20 protein-coding genes are annotated in these 24,141 nt (G+C 63.2%); 10 read left to right on the top strand and 10 right to left on the bottom strand.

What is annotated here, in order from left to right; genetic code table 11:
• Positions 1–10: 10 nt before the first annotated feature.
• Together acnD and prpF are read left to right on the top strand one after the other, a co-directional pair.
• Entirely contained in the window at positions 11–2,620 is a 2,610-nt protein-coding gene (gene acnD, locus P3C50_RS05750) for a Fe/S-dependent 2-methylisocitrate dehydratase AcnD (protein ID WP_275545347.1), read from the top strand.
• Between the two features lie 175 nt (positions 2,621–2,795).
• Positions 2,796–3,983 (top strand): 2-methylaconitate cis-trans isomerase PrpF, encoded by a 1,188-nt coding sequence (gene prpF, locus P3C50_RS05745; protein WP_275545213.1) that lies wholly within the window; start codon positions 2,796–2,798, stop codon positions 3,981–3,983.
• A gap of 65 nt (positions 3,984–4,048) precedes the next feature.
• Here the strand turns inward: prpF and P3C50_RS05740 are convergent, their stop codons facing one another.
• Positions 4,049–4,867, bottom strand: a complete 819-nt coding sequence (locus P3C50_RS05740; RefSeq protein ID WP_197855811.1) for a pyruvate, water dikinase regulatory protein — start codon at positions 4,865–4,867, stop codon at positions 4,049–4,051.
• Between the two features lie 87 nt (positions 4,868–4,954).
• Positions 4,955–5,182, bottom strand: a complete 228-nt coding sequence (locus tag P3C50_RS24165) for a hypothetical protein (RefSeq protein WP_343252178.1) — start codon at positions 5,180–5,182, stop codon at positions 4,955–4,957.
• On the opposite strand from P3C50_RS24165, the gene ppsA reads away from it, so the two are divergent.
• The 8 genes from ppsA to P3C50_RS05700 all read left to right on the top strand — a co-directional run bounded on the left by ppsA (position 5,129) and on the right by P3C50_RS05700 (position 13,204).
• Positions 5,129–7,501, top strand: coding sequence for a phosphoenolpyruvate synthase (gene ppsA / locus P3C50_RS05735; protein ID WP_275545212.1), 2,373 nt, complete (start codon positions 5,129–5,131; stop codon positions 7,499–7,501). The genes P3C50_RS24165 and ppsA overlap by 54 nt on opposite strands.
• A 165-nt stretch (positions 7,502–7,666) precedes the next feature.
• Positions 7,667–8,653, top strand: a complete 987-nt coding sequence (locus P3C50_RS05730; RefSeq protein WP_275545211.1) for an alpha/beta fold hydrolase — start codon at positions 7,667–7,669, stop codon at positions 8,651–8,653.
• Positions 8,654–8,836: 183 nt separating this feature from the next.
• Positions 8,837–9,325 carry a ribonuclease E activity regulator RraA gene (gene rraA, locus P3C50_RS05725; protein WP_275545210.1) on the top strand — a complete coding sequence of 163 codons (489 nt, stop codon included), beginning with the start codon at positions 8,837–8,839 and terminating at the stop codon, positions 9,323–9,325.
• 4 nt (positions 9,326–9,329) lie between these two features.
• Positions 9,330–10,316, top strand: a complete 987-nt coding sequence (locus tag P3C50_RS05720) for a zinc transporter ZntB (protein WP_275545209.1) — start codon at positions 9,330–9,332, stop codon at positions 10,314–10,316.
• A 49-nt stretch (positions 10,317–10,365) separates the two neighbouring features.
• Entirely contained in the window at positions 10,366–10,617 is a 252-nt protein-coding gene (locus P3C50_RS05715; protein ID WP_172825358.1) for a CrfX protein, read from the top strand.
• Between the two features lies 1 nt (position 10,618).
• Positions 10,619–11,443, top strand: coding sequence for a mechanosensitive ion channel family protein (locus P3C50_RS05710; protein WP_013715734.1), 825 nt, complete (start codon positions 10,619–10,621; stop codon positions 11,441–11,443).
• Positions 11,444–11,525: 82 nt separating this feature from the next.
• The gene (gene sigX / locus P3C50_RS05705; protein ID WP_275545208.1) at positions 11,526–12,116 is read left to right on the top strand and encodes an RNA polymerase sigma factor SigX; all 591 of its coding nucleotides are present in this window, start codon (positions 11,526–11,528) and stop codon (positions 12,114–12,116) included.
• A 107-nt stretch (positions 12,117–12,223) separates the two neighbouring features.
• A complete protein-coding gene (locus P3C50_RS05700; RefSeq protein WP_197855805.1) occupies positions 12,224–13,204 on the top strand; it encodes an OmpA family protein in 981 nt (326 codons plus the stop codon).
• Between the two features lie 106 nt (positions 13,205–13,310).
• On the opposite strand, the gene cobA is transcribed toward P3C50_RS05700, so the two are convergent.
• From cobA to P3C50_RS05660, 8 genes are all read right to left on the bottom strand, one after another.
• Positions 13,311–14,054: a uroporphyrinogen-III C-methyltransferase gene (cobA, locus tag P3C50_RS05695; protein ID WP_275545207.1), complete on the bottom strand. Its 744-nt coding sequence runs from the start codon at positions 14,052–14,054 to the stop codon at positions 13,311–13,313.
• Between the two features lie 115 nt (positions 14,055–14,169).
• The gene (locus P3C50_RS05690) at positions 14,170–16,890 is read right to left on the bottom strand and encodes a nitrate reductase (protein WP_275545206.1); all 2,721 of its coding nucleotides are present in this window, start codon (positions 16,888–16,890) and stop codon (positions 14,170–14,172) included.
• A 98-nt stretch (positions 16,891–16,988) separates the two neighbouring features.
• Positions 16,989–17,315 carry a nitrite reductase small subunit NirD gene (gene nirD / locus P3C50_RS05685; protein WP_197855802.1) on the bottom strand — a complete coding sequence of 109 codons (327 nt, stop codon included), beginning with the start codon at positions 17,313–17,315 and terminating at the stop codon, positions 16,989–16,991.
• Positions 17,312–19,768 (bottom strand): nitrite reductase large subunit NirB, encoded by a 2,457-nt coding sequence (gene nirB / locus P3C50_RS05680; RefSeq protein WP_275545205.1) that lies wholly within the window; start codon positions 19,766–19,768, stop codon positions 17,312–17,314. Before nirB ends, nirD begins: the two co-directional genes overlap by 4 nt.
• Positions 19,769–20,071: 303 nt before the next feature.
• A complete protein-coding gene (locus P3C50_RS05675; RefSeq protein WP_275545204.1) occupies positions 20,072–21,736 on the bottom strand; it encodes a bifunctional protein-serine/threonine kinase/phosphatase in 1,665 nt (554 codons plus the stop codon).
• A 4-nt stretch (positions 21,737–21,740) separates the two neighbouring features.
• Positions 21,741–22,952, bottom strand: a complete 1,212-nt coding sequence (locus P3C50_RS05670; protein WP_275545203.1) for a nitrate/nitrite transporter — start codon at positions 22,950–22,952, stop codon at positions 21,741–21,743.
• Positions 22,953–23,373: 421 nt separating this feature from the next.
• Positions 23,374–23,529, bottom strand: a complete 156-nt coding sequence (locus P3C50_RS05665; RefSeq protein ID WP_275545202.1) for a hypothetical protein — start codon at positions 23,527–23,529, stop codon at positions 23,374–23,376.
• A 148-nt stretch (positions 23,530–23,677) separates the two neighbouring features.
• Entirely contained in the window at positions 23,678–24,121 is a 444-nt protein-coding gene (locus P3C50_RS05660) for a thioesterase family protein (RefSeq protein WP_275545201.1), read from the bottom strand.
• Between the last annotated feature and the right edge of the window lie 20 nt (positions 24,122–24,141).

Genomic DNA, 24,141 nt, shown 5'->3' with positions numbered 1-24,141 from the left:
GAACGACACCGTGAATAGCCAATACCGCAAGCGCCTGCCCGGCACCGCGCTGGATTACTTCGACGCCCGTGAGGCGGTCGAGGCGATCCAGATCGGCGCCTGGGCGAAGCTCCCGTACACCTCGCGCGTGCTTGCCGAGCAACTGGTGCGCCGCTGCGACCCGCAGGACCTGAGCGCCGCGCTGGAGCAACTGGTCTATCGCAAGCGCGACCTGGATTTTCCCTGGTATCCGGCGCGGGTGGTCTGCCACGACATTCTCGGCCAGACCGCACTGGTCGATCTGGCCGGCCTGCGCGACGCCATCGCCGAACAGGGTGGTGATCCGGCCAAGGTCAACCCGGTGGTGCCGACCCAGTTGATCGTCGACCACTCGTTGGCCGTGGAAGCGCCGGGTTTCGACCCAGATGCGTTCGAGAAGAACCGCGCTATCGAGGATCGCCGCAACGAGGATCGCTTCCACTTCATCGACTGGACCAGGACCGCGTTCAAGAACGTCGACGTGATCCCGGCCGGCAACGGCATCATGCACCAGATCAACCTGGAGAAGATGAGCCCGGTAATCCAGGCGCGCGGCGGTATCGCCTTCCCCGACACCTGCGTCGGCACCGACTCCCATACCCCGCACGTCGACGCCCTGGGCGTGATCGCCATTGGCGTTGGCGGCCTGGAAGCCGAGACGGTGATGCTCGGCCATCCGTCGATGATGCGCCTGCCTGATATCGTCGGCGTCGAGCTCACCGGAAAACGTCAGCCTGGCATTACCGCCACCGATATCGTCCTGGCGCTGACCGAGTTCTTGCGCAAGGAGCGCGTGGTCGGTGCCTGGGTCGAGTTCTTCGGCGAGGGTGCGGACAGCCTGTCCATCGGCGACCGCGCGACCATCTCCAACATGTGTCCGGAATACGGCGCCACTGCTTCGATGTTCTATATCGACGGCCAGACCATCGACTACCTCAAGCTCACCGGCCGAGAGCCGGAGCAGGTGGCGCTGGTGGAGAACTATGCCAGGACCCTCGGGTTGTGGAGTGACGCGCTGACAACCGCCGAGTACGAGCGCGTGCTGCGCTTCGACCTGGGCAGCGTGGGCCGCAATATGGCCGGCCCGAGCAACCCGCACCGCCGCCTGCCGACTGCGGCTTTGGCCGAGCGTGGCATCGCCGACGAAGCCAAACTGCAAGCCGGCAAGGGCGAAGAAGCGCAAGGGCTGATGCCCGATGGCGCGGTGATCATCGCCGCCATCACCAGCTGCACCAACACCTCCAATCCGCGCAACGTGGTGGCCGCCGGCCTGGTGGCCAAGAAGGCCAACGCCCTGGGCCTGATGCGCAAGCCCTGGGTGAAGACGTCGTTCGCGCCGGGCTCCAAGGTTGCCAAGCTGTATCTGGAAGAGGCCGGCCTGCTGCCGGAGCTGGAAAAGCTCGGTTTCGGCATCGTCGCCTACGCCTGCACCACCTGTAACGGCATGTCCGGCGCGCTCGACCCGGTGATCCAGAAGGAAATCATCGAGCGCGACCTGTACGCTACCGCCGTGCTCTCGGGCAACCGCAATTTCGACGGGCGCATCCATCCCTATGCCAAACAGGCCTTCCTCGCCTCGCCGCCGCTGGTGGTCGCCTACGCTATCGCGGGCACCATGCGCTTCGATATCGAGCAGGATGTACTGGGCCATGACTCGGCTGGCAATCCGATCACCCTGAAGGATCTGTGGCCGAGCGATGAGGAGATCGACGCCATCGTCGCGGCGAGCGTGAAGCCCGAGCAGTTCAAGCAGATCTATATCCCGATGTTCGACCTGGGCAGCGTGCAGGAGGCCGAGAGTCCGCTGTATGACTGGCGGCCGATGTCGACCTATATCCGCCGCCCGCCGTACTGGGAAGGTGCGCTGGCCGGTGAACGCACGCTCAAGGGCATGCTGCCGCTGGCGATCCTGCCGGACAACATCACCACCGATCACCTGTCGCCGTCCAACGCCATCCTGGCGGACTCGGCAGCTGGCGAGTACCTGGCAAAAATGGGCCTGCCGGAGGAGGACTTCAACTCCTACGCCACCCACCGCGGCGACCACCTGACCGCCCAGCGCGCCACCTTCGCCAACCCGCAACTGGTCAACGAGATGGTCGTGGTCGACGGGCAGGTGAAGAAGGGCTCGCTGGCCCGCGTCGAGCCCGAGGGAAAGGTGATGCGGATGTGGGAAGCCATCGAGACCTACATGAACCGCAAGCAGAACCTGATCATCGTGGCTGGCGCCGACTACGGCCAGGGCTCATCGCGGGACTGGGCGGCCAAGGGCGTGCGCCTGGCGGGGGTGGAGGTGATCGTTGCCGAAGGCTTCGAGCGCATTCACCGCACCAACCTGGTGGGCATGGGCGTGCTGCCGGTGGAGTTCAAGCCAGGTACCACACGCCTGACCCTGAGCCTGGATGGCACCGAGACCTATGACATCGAGGGCGATATCTCGCCGCGTTGCGACCTGACCCTGGTGGTCAATCGCCGCAACGGTGAGGTGCTGCGGGTGCCGGTGACCTGCCGTCTGGATACGGCCGCCGACGTTAGCGTTTACAACGCTGGTGGCGTGCTGCAGCGCTTCGCCAAGGATTTCCTTGAAAGCGCGGTGGCTTGATGTGACGACCGGCCCGTAAGCGGGTCGGTACAACTTCTGTAGGAGCGAGCTCTGCTCGCGAACGAAGCTTCTCAGCGAGGCTATTCGCGAGCAAAGCTCGCTCCTCCAAGAAGCGCTAGCGCGTAGCTCGGATGAAATCCGAGGAGCACCATCATTTCCTATCAGGACTGCACTCATGGCTTATCTGCCGCAAGTGAAAATCCCCGCCACCTATATGCGTGGTGGCACCAGCAAGGGCGTGTTCTTTCGCCTGCAGGATCTGCCCGAACCTTGCCAGGTGCCGGGCGAGCCCCGTGACAAACTGTTCATGCGCGTGATCGGCAGCCCCGATCCCTACGCGGCGCAGATCGACGGCATGGGCGGCGCCACCTCGAGCACCTCGAAGTGCGTGATCCTGTCGAAAAGCAGCCAGGCCGAGCACGATGTCGACTACCTCTATGGCCAGGTCTCCATCGACAAGGCCTTCGTCGACTGGAGCGGCAACTGCGGCAACCTGTCCACCGCTGCCGGTGCCTTCGCCATCCATGCCGGTCTGGTCGATCCTGCACGGATACCCGACAACGGCACCTGCGAGGTGCGTATCTGGCAGGCCAATATTCAGAAAACCATCATCGCCCATGTGCCAGTTACTGACGGCCAGGTGCAGGAAACCGGCGACTTCGAGCTGGACGGCGTGACCTTCCCGTCGGCGGAGATCGTGCTGGAATTTCTCGATCCGTCGGATGACGGCGAGGAGGGTGGCTCGATGTTCCCCACCGGAAATCTGGTCGACGACCTCGAGGTGCCAGGCATCGGCACCTTGAAGGCGACCATGATCACCGCCGGCATTCCGACCATCTTCGTCAACGCCGAAGACATCGGCTATCAGGGCACCGAGCTGCGTGAAAATATCAACGGCGACCCGGCGCAACTGGCGCGTTTCGAACAGATCCGCATTGCCGGTGCGCTACGGATGGGGCTTATAAAAACGGCTGAGGAGGCTGCGACACGTCAGCACACGCCGAAGGTCGCCTTCGTTAGCCCGCCCAAGGACTACCGCACCTCCAGCGGCAAGAATGTGAAGGCCGGCGAGGTCGATCTGCTGGTGCGTGCGCTGTCCATGGGCAAGCTGCACCACGCGATGATGGGCACCTGCGCGGTGGCCATTGGCACCGCGGCGGCGATTCCCGGCACGCTGGTCAACCTGGCTGCCGGTGGCGGCGAGCGCGAGGCGGTACGTTTCGGCCATCCGTCCGGCACCTTGCGTGTCGGCGCGCAGGCCACGTCCGTCGATGGTCAGTGGACCGTGACCAAGGCGGTGATGAGCCGCAGTGCGCGCATCCTGATGGAAGGCTGGGTGCGAGTGCCAGTAGAGCAGTTATGAGCGGCAGGCCTGTAGGAGCGAATTTATTCGCGAAGTCCGATCGCGAATAAATTCGCTCCTACAACTTATTTAAGTCGGCGTTCGACGCCTTTCTCGACGAGGATCTTGGCCGAGATTTCCTCGACCGAGAAATGCGTGGAGTTGATGAAGGCGATGTTCTCGCGACGGAACAGGCTCTCGACCTCGCGCACCTCGAACTCGCACTGGGCAAAGCTGGCATAGCGGCTATTGGGCTTGCGCTCGTGGCGGATAGCGGTGAGGCGATCCGGGTCGATGGTCAGGCCGAACAGCTTTTCGCGGTATTTTTTCAGCGAGTCGGGAAGCTGCAGGCGCTCCATGTCGTCTTCGGTCAGCGGATAGTTGGCGGCGCGGATGCCGTACTGCATGGCCATATACAGGCAGGTGGGCGTTTTGCCGCAGCGTGAAACACCGACCAGGATCAGATCGGCCTTGTCGTAATAATGGGTGCGCGCGCCGTCGTCGTTATCCAGTGCAAAGTTCACCGCCTCGATGCGCTCCATATAGTTGGAGTGCTGGCCAATGGAGTGCGACTTGCCGACGGAGTAGGAGGAGTGCGAGCTCAACTCCTGTTCAAGGGGCGAGAGGAAGGTGGAAAAGATGTCGATCATGAAACCATTTGCGGTGTCGAGGATCGCACGAATATCGCGATTGACGATGGTGTCGAAGATGATCGGGCGTACACCGTCCCTTTCAGCGGCGGCGTTGATTTGTTGTACCATGGCGCGCGCTTTATCGACACTGTCGATATAAGGACGCGTAAGTTTGGTGAATTGAATATTCTCGAACTGCGCGAGCAAGCTCTGGCCCAAGGTTTCGGCCGTGATGCCAGTGCCGTCGGAGATGAAGAAAGCGGTTCGTTTCATTTGCGCCAAAGGCCTTAAGCTGAGATCGATTCTTGGCTATGATAGGCCGCGTTTTCCGCCGGCCCCATGGGGTTTCGGCATTGTTACTTATTCAAGGGCAAGGCCACAATCTTGCGGCAGTTCGCCGCCAGAGCATCCAGCCCCCCGAGAATTTGTGCAAAAGCTTGCGAGCTGGAGCCTGCTTCTAATGCAGCATGGCCGATGCGCAGCTGGCTTTACGCGAATTCTGAGCTTTTCCAACATCTTAGTGGAGAGATCACCTTGGTAGAGTACGTAGTTTCCCTCGATAAGCTCGGCAATCACGATGTTGAGCATGTGGGGGGCAAGAACGCATCCCTCGGCGAGATGATCAGTAACCTGGCTGGCGCCGGCGTCTCGGTTCCCGGCGGTTTCGCCACTACGGCTCAGGCCTATCGCGACTTTCTCGAGCAGAGCGGTCTGAACGCGCAGATCCACGCAGCGCTCGACGCACTCGATGTCGACGACGTCAACGCTCTTGCCAAGACTGGCGCACAGATTCGCCAGTGGGTGATGGACGCCGAATTTCCGGCCCAACTCGATGCCGATATTCGCAAGGCCTTCGCCGAAATGAGCGCCGGCAACGACAACATGGCCGTGGCCGTGCGTTCCTCCGCCACCGCCGAAGACCTGCCCGACGCCTCCTTTGCCGGCCAACAGGAAACCTTCCTCAATATCCGCGGTGTGGACAACGTGATCCGCGCTGCCAAGGAAGTCTTCGCTTCCCTGTTCAACGATCGCGCCATCGCCTACCGCGTGCACCAGGGCTTCGACCACAAGCTGGTCGCCCTGTCCGCTGGCGTGCAGCGCATGGTGCGCTCGGAAACCGGCACCGCCGGCGTGATGTTCACCCTCGACACCGAGTCCGGCTTCCGTGACGTGGTGTTCATTACCGGGGCCTACGGCCTCGGCGAGACCGTGGTGCAGGGTGCGGTGAACCCCGACGAATTCTACGTACACAAGCCGACCCTGGAAGCGGGCCGCCCGGCGATTTTGCGTCGCAACCTGGGCAGCAAGGCGATCAAGATGGTCTACGGCGACGAAGCCAAGGCCGGGCGTTCGGTCAAGACCGTCGAGGTTGAACGTGCCGAGCGCGCACGCTTCTGCATCACCGACGCCGAGGTCAGCGAGCTGGCCAAGCAGGCGCTGATCATCGAGAAACACTACGGTCGCCCGATGGATATCGAGTGGGCGAAAGACGGTGATGACGGCAAGCTGTACATCGTGCAGGCCCGTCCGGAAACCGTGAAGAGCCGCTCCAGCGCCACCGTGATGGAGCGCTACCTGCTGAAAGAGAAGGGCACCGTTCTGGTGGAAGGTCGCGCCATCGGCCAGCGCATCGGCGCCGGCAAGGTGCGGGTGATCCACGACGTGTCCGAAATGGACAAGGTGCAGCCGGGCGACGTGCTGGTTTCCGACATGACCGACCCGGATTGGGAACCGGTGATGAAGCGCGCCAGCGCCATCGTTACCAACCGCGGCGGCCGTACCTGTCATGCGGCGATCATCGCCCGCGAGCTGGGCATTCCGGCCGTGGTCGGCTGCGGCAACGCCACCAGCGTGCTGAAGGATGGCCAGGGTGTCACCGTCTCCTGTGCTGAAGGCGATACCGGCTTCATCTTCGAAGGCGAGCTGGGCTTCGACATCCGCAAGAACTCGGTCGACGCCATGCCCGAGCTGCCGTTCAAGATCATGATGAACGTTGGCAACCCGGATCGCGCCTTCGATTTCGCCCAGCTGCCCAACGAAGGCGTGGGCCTGGCCCGCCTGGAATTCATCATCAACCGCATGATCGGCGTGCATCCGAAGGCGCTGCTGAACTTCTCCAGCCTGCCGCCGGAGATCAAGGACAGCGTCGAGAAGCGCATCGCCGGTTATGGTGATCCGGTCGACTTCTACGTCGAGAAGCTGGTCGAGGGCATCAGCACCCTGGCCGCAGCGTTCTGGCCGAAGAAGGTCATCGTGCGCCTGTCGGACTTCAAGTCCAACGAATACGCCAACCTGATCGGCGGCAAGCTGTACGAGCCGGAAGAAGAAAACCCGATGCTGGGCTTCCGTGGCGCCTCGCGCTACATCAGCGAATCGTTCCGTGACTGCTTCGAACTGGAATGCCGGGCGCTGAAGAAAGTGCGCAACGAGATGGGCCTGACCAACGTCGAGATAATGGTGCCCTTCGTGCGCACCCTGGGCGAGGCCTCGCAAGTGGTCGAACTGCTGGCCAGCAATGGCCTGGCGCGCGGTCAGGATGGTCTGAAGGTCATCATGATGTGCGAGCTGCCGTCCAACGCCATTCTGGCTGAAGAGTTCCTTGAGTTCTTCGATGGCTTCTCCATCGGTTCCAACGACCTGACCCAGCTGACCCTGGGCCTGGATCGCGACTCCGGCATCGTTGCGCACCTGTTCGATGAACGTAACCCGGCGGTGAAGAAGCTCCTGGCCAACGCCATTGCCGCCTGCAACAAGGCTGGTAAGTACATTGGCATCTGCGGCCAGGGCCCTTCGGATCACCCGGACCTGGCCAAGTGGCTGATGGAACAGGGCATCGAGAGCGTCTCGCTGAACCCTGATTCGGTCCTCGACACCTGGTTCTTCCTGGCCGAGGCGCAGCCCGCCTGAGATCACTAGCGACCAGAAGAAGGGCGGGTCGATCCCGCCCTTTTTTCTGGTTGTTCAGCCCTGACAGTCACCAGAGCCGTCGCCAGCGATTTCACAGTCGCTCCGGCGGTTTTTTGTGGGTTCCGTTCTTCTTTGTGGCGCAGCGCCATTGCGGTTTTTCGATCCATGCAAAGCAGTAGTGAGCTTTTCCCCGTCGCCCTGATCAGCGCCGAACTACGTGGCGACCTCAGCGAGGACGTCTACCTCCTCAAGCCCAACAATAGCCCGGACTCCAGCGTCGAGCTGGCCCTGACCCGGCTGGGCCGGCCAGGCGCCGAAGGTGCGCGCGGCGTGCCCGTGGTGTTGTTGCATGGCAGCTTCTCCAACCGACGTTTCTGGTATTCGCCCAAGGGCATCGGCCTCGGCGCTTATCTGGCGCGCGCCGGGTTCGACGTGTGGATCGCCGAAATGCGCGGCCATGGTCTGTCGCCGCGCAACGAAGGCTATCGTGACAACAGCGTGGCGCAGTACGTGCGCTACGACCTGCCGGCCATCGCCGATTTCATTTTCGAGCAGTCCGGGCAGCCTGCGCACTGGGTCGGCCACTCCCTGGGAGGGGTAATTCTGGCAGCTGCACTGGGCGGCGGTTATCTCGAGCAATCTCGCGCGCGCTCGGCTGCGCTGTTCGGCAGCCAGATCAGCCGCATCTACTGGCCGCTTAAGGTGCCGCCAGTAGAGTGGGGCGCGCGCCTGCTGCTGCGCGCCTTTCCCTATCTTTCCGGGCGTCGCCTGAAGCGTGGGCCTGAAGACGAGCCGATCGGCCTGGCACGGGAAACCCTGCGCTGGCTCAGGCTGTTCGGGCGATTCGGCGACGGCGAGCAGGACTGGTGGGCGGGTCTTGCCCAAGTGCGCGTACCGATTCTGGCCGTGGCGGCTGCGGCTGATTCCGATGATCCTGCCTGGGCTTGCCGCAAGCTGCTTGAGCAGTGCAGCGCCGCGCCGAGGCACTTTCTGCTGCTGGGCAAGGACCAAGGTTTCGCCAGTGACTTCGGGCATATCGAAATGCTGGTCAGCAAGGAGGCCCAGCGCGAGGTGTGGCCAATTGCCGAACATTGGCTACGGCATCTGCACTTGCCTGCCGAGTTCGTCGAGGCTTCTATAGCAGGTGCTTGAGCGGCCAAGGTCGTTTCTTCAGCGGATGCTTACCGGTACTATGTGACGCATCGTGTGCGCGTGGTCATTTCCAGGGCTGGCGCTCGTTCGCCGTTCATTGCGAGCGAGGTGTTGCGCTTGCACCGCCTCGATCGGTCCATGAAGGTGGCTGCCTTTTCACCCATTGTCGCAAGGAGTTGTGTCATGCACTACATCACCCCCGATCTCTGCGATGTCTACCCGGAACTGATCCAGGTGGTCGAGCCGATGTTCGCCAATTACGGCGGCCGCGATTCCTTCGGCGGTCAGATCGTCACCATCAAGTGCCATGAGGACAATTCCCTGGTGAAGGAGCAGGTCGATCTGCCCGGGCAGGGCAAGGTGCTGGTCGTCGATGGTGGTGGTTCGCTGCGGCGCGCGCTGCTGGGCGACATGCTGGCCGAGAAAGCTGCCAGGAATGGTTGGGAGGGCATCGTGGTGTATGGCTGCATTCGTGACGTCGACGTCATCGCCCAGACCGACCTAGGCGTGCAGGCGCTGGCCAGCCATCCGATGAAAACCGACAAGCGCGGTATTGGCGACCTGAACGTGCCAGTCACCTTTGGCGGCGTGACCTTCAAGCCGGGCGATTACCTGTACGCCGACAACAACGGCGTAATCGTCTCCCCGCAAGCTCTCAGGATGCCGGAATAAGCCGATGCTGGATCAGGATTCGGCGCTGCTGCACGCCTTCGTACTCGATGGCCGTGGCGGTGCGCGCAGCATCAGTCGCGACGAACTGGACGGCCTGCAGCTGGGCGAGCATGAGAGCCTCTGGCTGCATTGGGATCGCAGCCAGGCGCAGTCACAGCGCTGGTTGCGCGAGAGCAGTGGGCTGGACGAATTCAGCTGCGACCTGCTGTTGGAAGAGAATACCCGGCCGCGTCTTTTGCCGTTGCCGGACAACGAGATGTTGATCTTCCTGCGCGGGGTCAACCGCAACCCTGGCGCCGAGCCCGAAGACATGGTGTCGGTGCGCATTTTTGCCGATGCCCGGCGGGTGATTTCCCTGCGCCTGCGACCGCTGCTGGCGACCGATGCACTGATTGCCGATCTGCTGGCGGGCAAGGGGCCAAAAACCTCTTCCGAGCTGCTGCTGGAACTGGCGCGTCACCTGACCAGTCGCGTCGATGACCTGGTCGCCGAGCTGAGCGAGCAGCTCGACGGCGAGGAGGATGGTCTCGATGACGACGAGCGCTATCGTCCCGATCACGGCTTGATGCTGCAGGTGCGACGGCGTGCGGCCAGCTTGCGTCGCTTTCTTGCGCCGCAGCGTGATCTCTATGCGCAGCTGGCACGCAACAAGCAGCCCTGGTTCGTTGAAGATGATGACGATTATTGGAATGAACTCAACAACAGGCTGACGCGCTATCTGGAGGAGCTGGAGCTGATTCGTGAACGGGTTGGTCTGGTGCTCGAGGCGGAGAGCAGTCGGCTTGGCGAACGCATGAATCGGATCATGTACCGCTTCACGGTGATCACCGGGCTGTTCCTGCCTTTGAGCTTCCTGACCGGGCTGCTGGGTATCAACGTTGGCGGCATTCCCGGGGCGGACAATCCGATCGGTTTCTTCATCGCCTGCGGCCTGATGATCCTTCTGGCGGTGGGGCAATTGCTGCTTTTTCGCCGTTGGCGTTGGCTGTGATGTGTGACTCATCCGCCGGCTACTGCGTCTAGCCGTGACATCCCGTGAGGTGCGCATGCACGATCCATTCGAAGAGTCTCTACGCGATTTGCTCAAGTCCTCGCCGTCCAGCCATGACGACGATGCCTGCCTGCACCGCGTTCTCAAGACCGCCAACCGGCAGGTCGGCGCTGGTGACCTGTTCAGTCTGATGGGCCACTGGGCGCAGGCGCTGATGATCGCCCTGAACAACGGTTCGGCGCATGTCGCGCCGGTATCGCGCCGTACCCAGTCCTCTGCTTCTGCTGATAAGGCCGACTGAAATGGAACTCGATCCCTGGACCCAAAGCCTGATCTCCGCGATGACCGCACTGTGGACCAAGGTTGCCGGATTCATTCCCAACCTGTTCGTCGCATTGGTGCTGGTGTTGCTTGGCTTCGTCGTCGCCAAACTGCTCGACACCCTGCTGTCCAAGCTGCTCGGCAAGGTTGGCCTGGATCGCCTGATGATGGGCACCGGTCTGACCAAGCTGCTGGCACGCGTCGGTATCCACGCCTCGGTCTCGACCCTGATCGGCAAGATCGTCTACTGGTTCGTGCTGCTGATCTTCCTGGTTTCCGCTGCTGAATCGCTGGGGCTGCAACGGGTTTCCGCGACCCTCGATGTGCTGGCGCTGTACCTGCCCAAGGTCTTCGGTGCGGCCTTGGTGCTGCTCGCCGGCGTGCTCCTGGCGCAGCTGGTCAGCAGCCTGGTGCGTGGCGCCGCCGAAGGCGTGGGCCTCGAATACGCCAACGGCCTGGGGCGCGTTGCGCAGGGGCTGGTGATCATCATCAGCATCTCCGTGGCCATCGGCCAGCTGGAGGTCAAGACCGATCTGCTCAACAACGTCATCGCCATCGTGCTGATCTCAGTCGGCCTGGCAGTGGCGCTGGCACTGGGTTTGGGCAGCCGCGATATCGCCAGCCAGATCCTGGCCGGCATCTATGTGCGCGAGTTGTATCAGGTCGGGCAACAAGTGCAGGTTGGTGAGGTCGAAGGCCAGATCGAAGAGATCGGCACAGTGAAGACCACCCTGTTGACCGATACCGGTGAGCTGGTATCGGTAGCCAATCGAGTGATGCTCGAACAACGCGTGAACAGTCGCTGACGCCAATCTGTTATTTTATGTAGCTGCCCGGCAGGCGTGACCTGCCGGGCACTTTTCGTCCTGACCGTCGGCCCGACTCGTTTTGAACAAAGCTCAAACCCCGCCCACGCGCTATGACCCCCGCGAGCTCACCGATGAAGAGCTGGTGGCGCGCGCCCACGACGAGCTGTTTCACATCACTCGTGCTTATGAAGAGCTGATGCGACGCTACCAGCGAACTCTCTTTAACGTTTGTGCACGTTATTTAGGGAACGAAAGGGATGCGGACGATGTCTGTCAGGAGGTGATGCTCAAAGTACTTTATGGCCTTAAAAACTTTGAGGGTAAATCCAAATTCAAAACCTGGCTTTACAGCATCACCTACAATGAATGCATTACCCAGTATCGAAAAGAGCGGCGCAAGCGTCGATTGATTGACGCCTTGAGTTTGGATCCGCTCGAAGAGGCTTCCGACGAGAAGACACCCAAAGTCGAGGAGCGAGGCGGTCTTGATCGATGGTTGGTACACGTCAACCCGATCGATCGCGAGATTCTTGTGCTACGTTTTGTCGCAGAACTTGAGTTTCAAGAGATTGCGGACATCATGCACATGGGCTTGAGCGCAACGAAGATGCGCTACAAGCGAGCATTGGATCGGTTGCGGGATAAATTTTCGGAAACTTCCGAAACTTAGTTCAGCTTCCTGACCACTAAGGGAGTGGCGAAACCTGATAAAATCGCCGACAAGTTGCCGACTGAAGTAACGGTGACTTATTAACCACCAAGATGGGGATTTAACGGATGAAAGTAAAAAACACCTTGGGCGTAGTCATTGGCTCTCTCGTTGCCGCAACCTCCTTCGGCGCGCTGGCGCAAGGCCAAGGCGCTGTCGAGGTGGAGGGCTTCGTCAATCGCTACTTCACCGACACTCAGCGTGATTTCGCTCACGACGAAGGCAATCTGTTCGGTGGCAGCATCGGCTACTACCTGACCGACGACGTCGAGCTGGCGCTGTCCTATGGCGAGTACCACGACCTGCGTGGCGAAGGCTCTCGCGGCAGCAAGGACATCAAAGGCAACCTGACCGATCTGAAGGCTATCTACCACTTCGGTCAGCCGGGCGTTGGTCTGCGTCCTTACGTCTCTGCCGGTTTTGGCCATCAGAGCATCGGCGACGCCAATGGCGGTGGTCGTAACCACTCCACCCTGGCCATCGCTGGCGCGGGTGCCAAGTACTACTTCACTGAAATGTTCTACGCCCGTGCTGGCGTTGACGCTCTGTACAACATCGACCAGGGCGACACCGAATGGCAAGCCGGCGTGGGTGTTGGTCTGAACTTCGGTGGCGGCAGCAAGCCGGCCCCGGCTCCTGTTGTAGCCGCAGCTCCCGAGCCGATGCCTGAGCCTGCTCCGGAGCCGGCGATGGAAAACGTTCGTGTTGAGCTGGACGTCAAGTTCGACTTCGACAAAGACCGCGTTAAAGAAGAAAGCTACGGCGACATCAAGAACCTGGCTGACTTCATGAATCAGTACCCGCAGACCACCACCACCGTGGAAGGTCACACTGACTCCGTCGGTACCGATGCCTACAACCAGGGTCTGTCCGAGCGTCGTGCCAATGCCGTACGTAACGTGCTGGTCGATCAGTACGGTGTAGACGGCAGCCGCGTGAACGCTGTTGGCTACGGCGAAACCCGCCCGGTAGCTGACAACGCCACCGACTCCGGCCGTGCCGTCAACCGTCGCGTTGAAGCTGAAGTGGAAGCCCAGGTCCAGCAGTAATCTCCTGGTGCTTTAAGGAAAACCCGGCCTCGGCCGGGTTTTTTCTTTTGCGGAATAAAAAAGCCCGCCATGAGACGGCGGGCAGGCAAGCAGAACGTGGATTGAGTCAGGCGTGCAAAAGCTGCGGCATGCCAATCTCGCTGCTGGCGCGGGCGACTTCGCCAATCACCAGGATGGCCGGGCTCTTCAGGGCGAACGCTGCGGCATCGTTCATCATGGCGCCCAGAGAGCTGCGGCATTCGCGTTGCTCGGGCAGCGAGGCGTTCTCGATCATCGCCACCGGCATTTCGCCGCTCATGCCGCCGTCGAGCAGGCCGGTCTGGATATCCGCCAACTTGGCGACGCCCATGTAGATCACCAGCGTCGTGCCGCTCTGCGCCAGCGCCTGCCAGTTCAGAGAGCTGTCGTCCTGGGTATGGGCGGTGAGCAAGGTAACGCCTCGGGCAACGCCGCGCAGGGTCAGGGGGATGCCACAATTGGTGGCGCCAGCCAGCCCGGCGGTGATGCCGTTGACCAGCTCCACCTCGATACCCTGTGCGACGAGCCAGTCGGCTTCCTCGCTGCCGCGGCCGAAGATGCACGGGTCGCCGCCCTTGAGGCGCACCACGCATTTATCCTGACGCGCATAGCGCAGCATCAGGCGATGGATGAAGGCCTGCGGAGTGGAGCGACAGCCGCCGCGTTTACCCACCGAGACGATCCGGGCGCTCGGGCAGTGTTCGAGCACGGCCGGGTTGACCAGATCGTCGATCATCACGACCTCGGCTTGCTTCAGTGCCTTGACCGCCTTGAGCGTTAGCAGCTCGGGGTCACCGGGGCCAGCGCCTACCAGCCAGACTTTTGCGCTCATGTTCACCACCTCTATCATGTCTTTTTCCGCTGGTCCCCGCGCTCCGGCGTGGAAACCGATCCTGGGACGCTCTGCGTCCCTTGAGGCAGCGCCTCTCGCCAGCACATAGGCGCGATCAACAGGCCCTTACAGCCACCTGCTGGCTGGCCAGCAAGCGCTTGATTTCAGGTACGCAGGAGCCACAACTGGTGCCGCACTTGAGTTCCTGCTTGAGTCCGTCCAGGTCCAGGCCGCGCTCGATGCCGGCGCACACAGCGCCTTCGCTGACGTTCAGGCAGTTGCACAGGGTTTTGCCACGGGTGGTGGCGCCAACATTGCCCGGCGGCGCGGAGACCGGGGCGAGTAGCCAGCGACGCAGGTCGGCGTCGGCCTGACCGTCCAGCCACAGGCTGCGCAGCCATTCGCTGGCGGCGGTTTCGCCGGCCAGGCGGATACTGACGATACGGCCATGCTCGATACGCACGCGTTTACCCACTGCACGGCGCGGATCGTCATAGGCCAGCACCGGACCTTCATGCAGGCGCAGCAGGCGGTCGATCTGCGCCAGCAACTCGGGCTGCGGCGCCACGGCGCTGGCGGCGCGGATCAGCAGGGCGGGGCGGTCGCGTCCGCTAGGGGTAAGGTTGGCGTAGGCGAAGTCCTCGAACAGCGGGCGCAACGCTTCGAAGCGGCTTTGCACCTCACCCTCGACCAGGGCGAACAGTTGCCAGGGCAGCTCGACCTTGTCCACCTCGACTCCGGAATGCTTGAGCTCCGGCTGCTTCGACAATGGATCGAAGGCCGGCTGGGTCAGCACGTTGGTGCCCAACCCCTTGAGAAAACGATCGCCCCAGTGCATCGGCAGCCAGGCCTGGCCTGGCCGCACCGAGTCGTCGCTCTGCACCGGCAGGATCAGGCTGCCACGGCGACTGCGCAGCTCGACCAGATCGCCGTTCTGCAGACGGCGGCGACGCAGCTCGTCCGGATGCAGGCCGAGTACGGCGGCCTCGACATGGCCGAACAGACGCGCGGCGGTGCCGGTGCGGCTCATGCCGTGCCACTGGTCGCGCAGGCGGCCGGTGTTGAGAGTCAGCGAATAGCGCGCCTCGCGCTTTTCCTTCGGTGCACGGTACGGGTCGGCGTGGAACTGCGCGCGCCCGCTGGCAGTGGGAAAGCGGCCGTCGGCGTAGAGGCGTGCGCTGCCCTGGCGCGCGCCGGGCGGAAACGGCCATTGCTGCGGACCTTGGTCATCGAGCAGCGCGTAGCTCAGCCCCGAGAGGTCGAGATCGCGCTGTGCGGTCAGATGCTTGTATTCCTCGAACAGCGACTCGCTGTCGGCGAAATCGAACAGGCTTGGCAGGCCGGGGCGGAGCAGAGTTTCAAGGCGACGGGCGAAGTCGCAGGTGATCGACCAGTCTGGCCGCGCATCGAAGGGCGCTGGCACGGCGCCACGCACGTGGCTGACGCGGCGCTCGGAATTGGTCACCGTGCCTTCCTTTTCGCCCCAGCTGGCGGCGGGCAGCAGCAGGTCGGCGTAGCGGCAGGTCTCGGTGGTAAAGAAGGCTTCTTGAACGACAACGAAAGGGCAGGCAGCCAGGGCCTCATGCACCTTGTTCTGGTTCGGCAGCGATTGCGCCGGGTTGGTGCAGGCGATCCACAGCGCCTTGATGCGACCGTCGTGCACGGCATCGAATAGCTCGATGGCGGACAGGCCGGGCGCCTCCGGCAAGGCGTCGACGCCCCAGTAGGCGGCGACTTCGGCGCGGTGCTCGGCATTGCCGGCCTCGCGATGGCCCGGCAGCAGGTTGCTCAGGCTGCCGGTCTCGCGGCCACCCATGGCGTTGGGTTGGCCGGTCAGCGAGAAGGGGCCGGCGCCGGGCTTGCCGATCTGTCCGGTGGCCAGGTGCAGGTTGATCAGCGCGCTGTTCTTGGCGCTGCCGGACGAAGACTGATTGAGCCCCATGCACCACAGTGAAAGGAAGGAGGGCGCGCGGCCGATCAGCTCGGCGCAGCGCTGCAGGGCGTCCAGGCTGATGCCGCAGATATCGGCGGTGGCCGCCGGGCTGTAGTCGCGCACCAGGTTCTTCAGCGCCTCGAAGCCTTCGGTGTGAGCATCGATATAGGCGCGGTCGATCCAGCCCTCCCAGAGCAGGATATGCAGGATGCCGTGGAACAGCGCGACGTCGGTGCCGGGTAGGATTGCCAGGTGAAGGTCGGCCAGCTCGCAGGTGTCGGTGCGCCGTGGGTCGACGACGATTACCCTCATCTCCGGGCGGCGTGCCTTGGCTTCTTCCAGGCGGCGGAACAGTACCGGATGGGCGTAGGCCATGTTGGAACCGGCGATCAGCAGGCAATCGCTCCGCTCGATATCCTCGTAACTGCAGGGCGGGGCGTCGGCGCCGAGGCTGCGCTTGTAGCCAACCACCGCCGAGCTCATGCACAGGCGCGAGTTGGAGTCGATGTTGTTGGTGCCGACCAGGGCGCGGGCCAGCTTGTTGAAGGCGTAGTAGTCCTCGGTCAGCAGCTGGCCGGAGATGTAGAAGGCGACGCTGTCCGGGCCGTGTTCGCGGATGGTCTTGGCGAACACGGCTGCGGCGTGATCCAGAGCGCTGTCCCAGTCCGTGCGTGAACGGGCCAGGCCCTTGCCCAGGCGCAGCTCGGGGTGGAGGGCGCGGGCATCGAGATCGCCAGTCAGGTGCAGGGTCGACCCCTTGCTGCACAGCTTGCCGAAGTTGGCCGGGTGGCTGGGGTCGCCGGCGACGCCGAGAATCTTCTCGCCGTCGTGCTCGATCAGCACGCCGCAGCCCACGCCGCAGTAGCAGCAGGTGGACGCGGTGACTTGAGTGGGGCTGGCCATGTCGGGCTCCTACAGGCGTAGGGTGGACAACGCTGTGCTTGTCCACCAATGCGTGGGGTTACCGGTGGAAAACGCTTCGCGGTTTTCCACCCTACGGCTTACGCACATTTCGCGGCGGTATTCAGGGCCAGCAGCACACGGCCGTTTTCCACGCGGGCGTGGTGCCGGTGCGCGCAGCCTACATCCGGCGCCACGGCTTCGCCGGATTCCAGCTCGATCTGCCAGTTGTGCAGCGGGCAGGCTACGCGCTTGCCATAGATCAGCCCTTGGGACAGCGGGCCGCCCTTGTGCGGGCAGCGGTCGTCGAGGGCGAAGACCTCATCCCCGGTAGTGCGGAAAATAGCAATGTCGCCCTTGGGGCCACTGACGATGCGCGAGCCGAGGACGTTGATTTCGTCCAGAGCGCAGATATCCAGCCAGTTCATACGGTGGCCTCCTCGATTTGCACGACCTTGATGGTGTCGAACTCTTTTTTCAGCTGCGGCGTCTCCAGGCGTTCCTTCCACGGGTCCTGCTCGAACGACAGGGCATAGTGCAGGCGCGCGGCCAGGGCCTTGCGGTTGGCTTCGTCTTCCAGCACCGCCTTCTTGATGTGCTCCATGCCGACGCGCTGCATGTAATGCACGGTGCGTTCGAGGTAGAAGGCTTCCTCGCGGTACAGCTGGAGGAAGGCGGCGTTGTATTCGCGCACCTCTTCGGCGGTCTTGACCTTGACGAAGAACTCGGCCACCTCCGTCTTGATCCCGCCATTGCCGCCGATGTACAGCTCGAAGCCCGAGTCCACGCCGATGATGCCGACGTCCTTGATGCCGGCCTCGGCGCAGTTGCGCGGGCAGCCGGAGACCGCCAGCTTGACCTTGTGCGGCGACCACATGTTGAACAGGTCGTGCTCCAGGTCGATGCCCAGCTGGGTCGAGTTCTGCGTGCCGAAGCGGCAGAACTCGCTGCCGACGCAAGTCTTCACCGTGCGGATGGACTTGCCGTAGGCGTGGCCGGACGGCATGTCCAGCTCCTTCCACACTGCTGGCAGGTCTTCCTTCCTGATCCCCAGCAGGTCGATACGCTGGCCGCCGGTGACCTTGACCATCGGCACGTTGTACTTGTCGGCGACGTCGGCGATGCGGCGCAGCTCCGACGGATTGGTCACGCCGCCCCACATACGCGGAACAACGGAATACGTCCCGTCCTTCTGAATATTGGCGTGGGCGCGTTCGTTGATCAGGCGCGACTGCGGGTCGTCCTTGGCTTCGCCCGGCCAGGTTGAGATCAGGTAGTAGTTGAGCGCGGGGCGGCAGGTAGCGCAGCCATTGGGCGTGCCCCAGTTCAGGTATTCCATGGTTTGCGCCATGGACGTCAGGTGCTGCTCTCGGATCGCCTTGCGGATTTGTCCGTGGTTGAGGTCGCTGCAGCCGCAGATAGCCTTTTCGCTCTTGGGCTTGACGTCGGCGGCACCGCCGACGGTGCTGATCAGAATCTGCTCGACCAGGCCGGCGCAGGAACCGCAAGAGCTGGCGGCCTTGGTGTGCTTCTTCACCTCGTCGACCGAGAACAGGCCGTTCTCCTGGATCGCCTTGACGATGGTGCCCTTGCACACGCCGTTGCAGCCGCAGATTTCCATGCTGTCGGGCATATTGGCGGTCTTGTCCGCGCCCTGGTGGCCGACGTCCCCGATCGCGCCTTCGCCGAACATCAGGTGATCGCGAATCTCGCTGACGTTCTGGCTCTCGCGGATCTGGCGGAAATACCAGCCGCCGTCGGCGGTGTCGCCGTACAGACAGGCGCCGACCAGCACGTCGTCCTTGATCACCAGCTTCTTGTACACGCCGCCGATGGGGTCGGAGAGGGTAATGGTTTCAGTGCCTTCGCCGCCCATGAATTCACCAGCGGAGAACAGGTCGATGCCGGTGACCTTGAGCTTGGTCGAGGTCACGGAGCCCTGATAGCGGGAGTAGCCGAGCAGGGCCAGGTGGTTGGCACAGACCTTGGCCTGTTCGAACAGCGGCGCCACCAGGCCGTAGGCGATGCCGCGGTGGCTGGCGCACTCGCCGATGGCGTAGACGCGCGGATCATAGGTCTGCATGGTGTCGTTGACCAGGATGCCGCGGTTGCAGGCGATGCCGGCCTGTTCGGCCAGATCGCTGTTGGGGCGGATACCGGCGGCCATCACTACCAGGTCGGCAGGAATCACCTCACCGTCCTTGAACTTCACCGCGCAGACGCGGCCTTCGCCGTTGTCCAGCAATTCGGCGGTGTGCTTGGGCAGAAGGAAGTTCAGGCCGCGGTCTTCCAGTGATTTTTGCAGCAGCTCGCCGGCGGTGCGGTCCAGCTGGCGCTCCAGCAGCCAGTCGCCGATGTGCACCACGGTGACGTCCATGCCGCGCAGCTTGAGGCCGTTGGCCGCCTCCAAGCCGAGCAGGCCGCCGCCGATGACCACCGCGTGCTTATGGGTCTTGGCGGTGTCCATCATCATCTGGGTGTCGGCGATGTCGCGATAGCCGATCACGCCAGCCAGATCCTTGCCCGGAATCGGCAGGATGAAGGGGTTGGAGCCGGTGGCGATCAGCAGGCGGTCGTATTCGGCCTCGCTGCCATCATCGGCGATGACCAGGCGCTTCTTGCGGTCGATCCTGACCACCTTGCGCCCGAGCAGCAGCTTGATGTGGTTTTCCGCGTACCAGTTCAGATCGTTGAGCACGATCTCCTCGAAGGTCTGCTCGCCGGCCAGCACCGGCGAAAGCAGGATGCGGTTGTAGTTGGGGTGCGGCTCGGCGCCGAACACGGTGATGTCGTAGAGATCGGGGGCGAGCTTGAGCAGCTCTTCGAGGGTGCGTACACCCGCCATGCCGTTGCCGATCATCACCAGCTTGAGTTTTTGCATGCCGGCCATCTCCTGAATCGTTGATCACGGAAAAAGTGGCTGCCATAAATGGCAGGCCAGAAAACAAAAAAGGCGTCCCGCTAGTCACCTAGCGAGGACGCCTTTGTCCAGGTCCCGTTCTGTCGGGAGGTGCAGCCTTCTTCGTTGAAGGCCGCACTTTATGTTGTGTCAGAAGCAATGCAGTCCTTGTGCCAACTCTGCGGAATACGGTTTTTCAGGCGTTGCAGCGACGTTGCGGGGTCGCGTGAGTTAGCGCGTGCACCGTTGCGAGGCTTTTTTTGCGCTGCTTTGGTGCGAGCCGAGTCATTTGAGCAGCAGCACCGCCAGCAGCAGATTGAGCAGCAGCGATACCAGCGCCACCGTTCGCCAGACCAGCAGCGGCTCGCGCTCGAGCAGTGGTCGCGGGCGGCTGTTCAGCAACTGACGCTCAGCGCTTTCCAGGGCCAGCAGCCACTCTTCGGCGGTTTCGAAGCGCTGCGCCGGGCTGGCGGCGACCGCGCGGTTCAATATTTCATCGAGCCAGGCCGGCAGATCCGGGCGGTAACGGCTGGCGGGTAGCGGCTGACCGAAGCGCGGGTGCTGGAAGGCCTCGATCTCGCCATATGGATAATGCCCGGTCAGCAGGTGATAAAGGGTTACACCAGCGGCATAGAGATCCTGCTGCGCACTGGGCGGGTTGCCGGCGAAGGCCTCCGGGGCGATGTAGCTGGGCGTACCAGGCAGGCTGTGTGCCTCGTCGCGGGTCAGACCTGGACAGTAGGCGAGGCCGAAATCGAGCACGCGCAGCTCGCCGTCGTCGCCGAGCAGCAGGTTCTCCGGCTTGATGTCGCGGTGGATGATATTGCGTCGGTGCAGCAGGCCGAGGGCCTTGATCAGCCGTGGCGCCAGGTCCTGCCAGTCGGCCAGACTCAGCGGACCGGTCTGTCGTAGGCGCGCGGCCAGAGTCTGGCCGGCATATTCACGCTGCACGTAATACAGGTGCTGGCGCTGCGGCAGGGCGTGCAGTTCGGGGAAATGGCGCCCGGCGACGCGGCGTAGGAACCATTCCTCCTGCAGCAGCGCCGGGCCGGCCTGCTCCTCGCCGGCACGGCTGGCTGGTAGTGTCTTGAGCAGCCAGGGCTGATTGTGCGCGTCGCGCACGCGGTAGATCAGCGACTGGCGCGATTCGCCGAGCAGGCTTTCGACCTGCCAGCCCTCGAATGCCTGGCCGTCGCGCAGGCGCGGCGGTAGTGGCCAGTGATCGAGCTGGGCCAGGGTGTCGGCCAGCGCGGCGTCGGGAAGCTGCTCGACGTGCACCAGCAGGGCGCTGGCGTTGTCCTGGCTGCCGGCGCGGTGAGCCTCGGCGACCAGCGCCTGGCAGACTGCCTCGATATCTTCGCCTCGCAGCAGTTCACCGATGCGCTTGTCGCTGAGGCAGGCCCAGACCCCGTCGCTGACCAGCAGGAAGCGGTCGCCGGCCTGCAGCTCGCCGTCGCGGTAGTCCACCACCAGGTGCTGATCCAGGCCCATGGCGCGCTTGAGCACATGCTGCATGCCCGGCTGTTCCCAGACGTGGTCCTCGGTCAGGCGCAGCAGGCGTTCGTCACGCCACAGGTAGGCGCGGCTGTCGCCGATATGCGCCAGGGTGTAGCGGCGGCCGCGCAGCACCAGGGCGGTGAGGGTGGTCAGCAGCGGTTGGCCGCCGCCATTGGCTTGCAGCCAGCGGTTCTGCGCGATCAGCAGGCGGTCCAGGCTGTGCTGTACCGGCCAGGTCTCAGGCGTGGAGTAGTAGTCCAAAGCCAGCGCCTGTAGGGTGGCGCGCGCCGCCAGGCCGCCATCGGCGCACTGGCTGACGCCATCGGCCAGGCCCAGCAGGTAGCCCTTGCTGGCGGCCAAGGCCGGCGCCGGGGTGACCACGCGCAGCGCGTCCTGGTTCTCGCTGCGCGGGCCGGTGTCGCTGGCTTCGCCGATGCTCAGTTGCAGGGTCATTCGCTCACACCCGCGCGATGGTCACCGCGGCGCTGCCCCAGGTGGTGCGCCAGCGTTGCTTGACCCCATGCAGGCCGACCCAGGCCAGTACGCCGAGGCTGGCGAACAGCCACAGGCCGAGCTGGTAATCGCCGGTATGCTGCTTGATCGTGCCCAGGCCCGCGGCGAGGAAGAAGCCGCCAATGCCGCCGGCCATGCCGATCAGCCCGGTCATCACACCGATTTCCTTGCGAAAACGCTGCGGCACCAGCTGGAACACCGCGCCATTGCCGGCGCCCAGGCCAAGCATGGCGGCGACGAACAACGCCAGGGCGGCGGTCGAACTGGGCAGGTTGAAGCCCACCACGGCGATGCACAGCGAGGCGATGGTATACATCATGAGCAGCGAGCGGATGCCGCCGATGCGGTCGGCCAGGGCGCCGCCGAGCGGGCGCAGCAGGCTGCCGGCGAACACGCAGGCGGCGGTGTAGTAGCCGGCGGTGACCGGGTTGAGTCCGTACTGGTCGCTGAAGTAGCCAGGCAGTGCGCTGGCCAGGCCGATGAAGCCACCGAAGGTGACGCTGTAGAAGAACATGAACCACCAGCTGTCGCGGTCGCCGAGGGCCTTGAGGTAGTCGCCGAAAGCTTTTGCCTTGGGCCGCTCCGGTGCGTTCTTGGCCACCAGTGCAAAGATCACCAGGGTCGCCAGCAGCGGGATCAACGCCCAGCCGAACACGTTCTGCCAGCCTGAAAGCGCGGCCAGCCCGGGCGCGAACAGTGCTGCCAGTACGGTGCCGGAGTTGCCCGCACCGGCGATGCCCATGGCCTTGCCCTGGTGCTGTGGCGGGTACCACTGCGAGGCCAGCGGCAGGGCTACGGCAAAGGCGGCGCCGGCGAAACCGAGGAACAGGCCGAGCAGCAGCGCCTGCTCGTAGCTGCCGATACCGATCTGCCAGGCGCAGAACAGCGCGACGATCACCACCACCTGGCCGAGCAGGCCTGCGGTTTTCGGCGACAGGCGATCAGCGAGAAAACCCATCAACAGGCGCAGCACGGCACCGGCGAGAATCGGTGTGGCCACCATCAGGCCGCGTTGTTGGGCGTTGAGGTCAAGGTCGGTGGCGATCTGCACTGCCAGCGGGCCGAGCAGGTACCAGACCATGAAGCTCAGGTCGAAATAGAGAAAGGCGGCGAACAGGGTGGGGGCGTGGCCGGCTTTCCAGAAACTTGTATTCATCGATCACCTCATCAGCGAGAAGAAGCCGACATGGCGCAGCAGACCTTGGTCGTGGACACGACTGCCGCACCTGTCGGGGAGGCCGTGCACGGGTAATGCAGAGCCCAGCGGCCAAAGCCACAACAGGTTTGAACGATCGCGCTGCTGGCTCGGCTCGCGATACCTGCAGCGGCCCCGAACGCTGGGGCGAACACGAAAAAAAACGCCGCTTCACCACAGGCCATGAAGGCGAGGTGAGGCGACGTCTTTGTCGTGAGGGAGGTGGCCGCCGTTGGCTACCTGGTACCAGGGACCAAGCAAGGGCCGGGCCAATCGATCAAAGGCTTTAAGATCGGGCGTTGTGCAAATTCAGCCGACGCAGGGATGCCGCAAAACGAGGCGGTTTCACATTGGCTGCACCCCAACGGGGCGAGCGTTTGGCTCAGCTGCGCAGCGTGCTGAATGCGACCTGCGATTCGATTGTGGAAGATTGGGCAGCGCTGGTGGCGTGGGTTGGTAGCGGCAGGGTCAGCAGGGCGATTGCCAGCAGGTTGCTCAGCAGTCCGGCCTGACGGGCGCGGCGGTAGGTGTCGGTCATCCTCGATCCCCCTTTTTCTGTTTATGAGCTAGGCGTAGCAGATGAATAGCGATGTGTCACGGAGCCGGCAGCAATAATTGTGCAAGTTTTGGTCAGAACCACCAGGCCGGGCTGTAGTGCGCGTCTTCGGCGGGTACGCCAGCGGCAGTCAGTCGAGCCGATTGACCTTTGGGAATTTGCCGCTGAAGGCGTCCGGCATCGGCACCACCTTCGACTGGCGATAGTCGAAGAACACGAAGCCGGACTTGGCCATGGCCACCAGTGTGCCGTCGGTTGGGCGGGTGATGCGGAAGGTGATATCGCCGCCATACTTGTTGAAATCCATCACGCCGACTTCGAACAGCAACTGGTCACGGGCATGCGCCTCGGCCCGGTAGGTGGTGGCCAGATCGGTGACGATGATGCCGGTGCCGCTGCCATCGGTTTCACGGATGCCGAATTCGAAGAGAAAACGTGCGCGCGCCTCGGAAATCATCGAGATCATCGAGTCGTTGCCCAGATGGTTGGCGCCGTTGATGTCGGTGACACGCACGGTGAGGTGGGTGCTGTAGCAGTACTGGTCTTCGGGAAAATCGAGGGTCAGGCGCGCCATGGTCGAACCGTTGTCGAGAA

The sequence above is a fragment of the Pseudomonas sp. Marseille-Q0931 genome (assembly GCF_940789645.1).
Taxonomy (GTDB): Bacteria; Pseudomonadota; Gammaproteobacteria; order Pseudomonadales; family Pseudomonadaceae; genus Aquipseudomonas.
The sequence above is the reverse complement of the archived record's forward strand: the minus strand, read 5'-3'. Positions and strand labels throughout refer to the sequence as shown.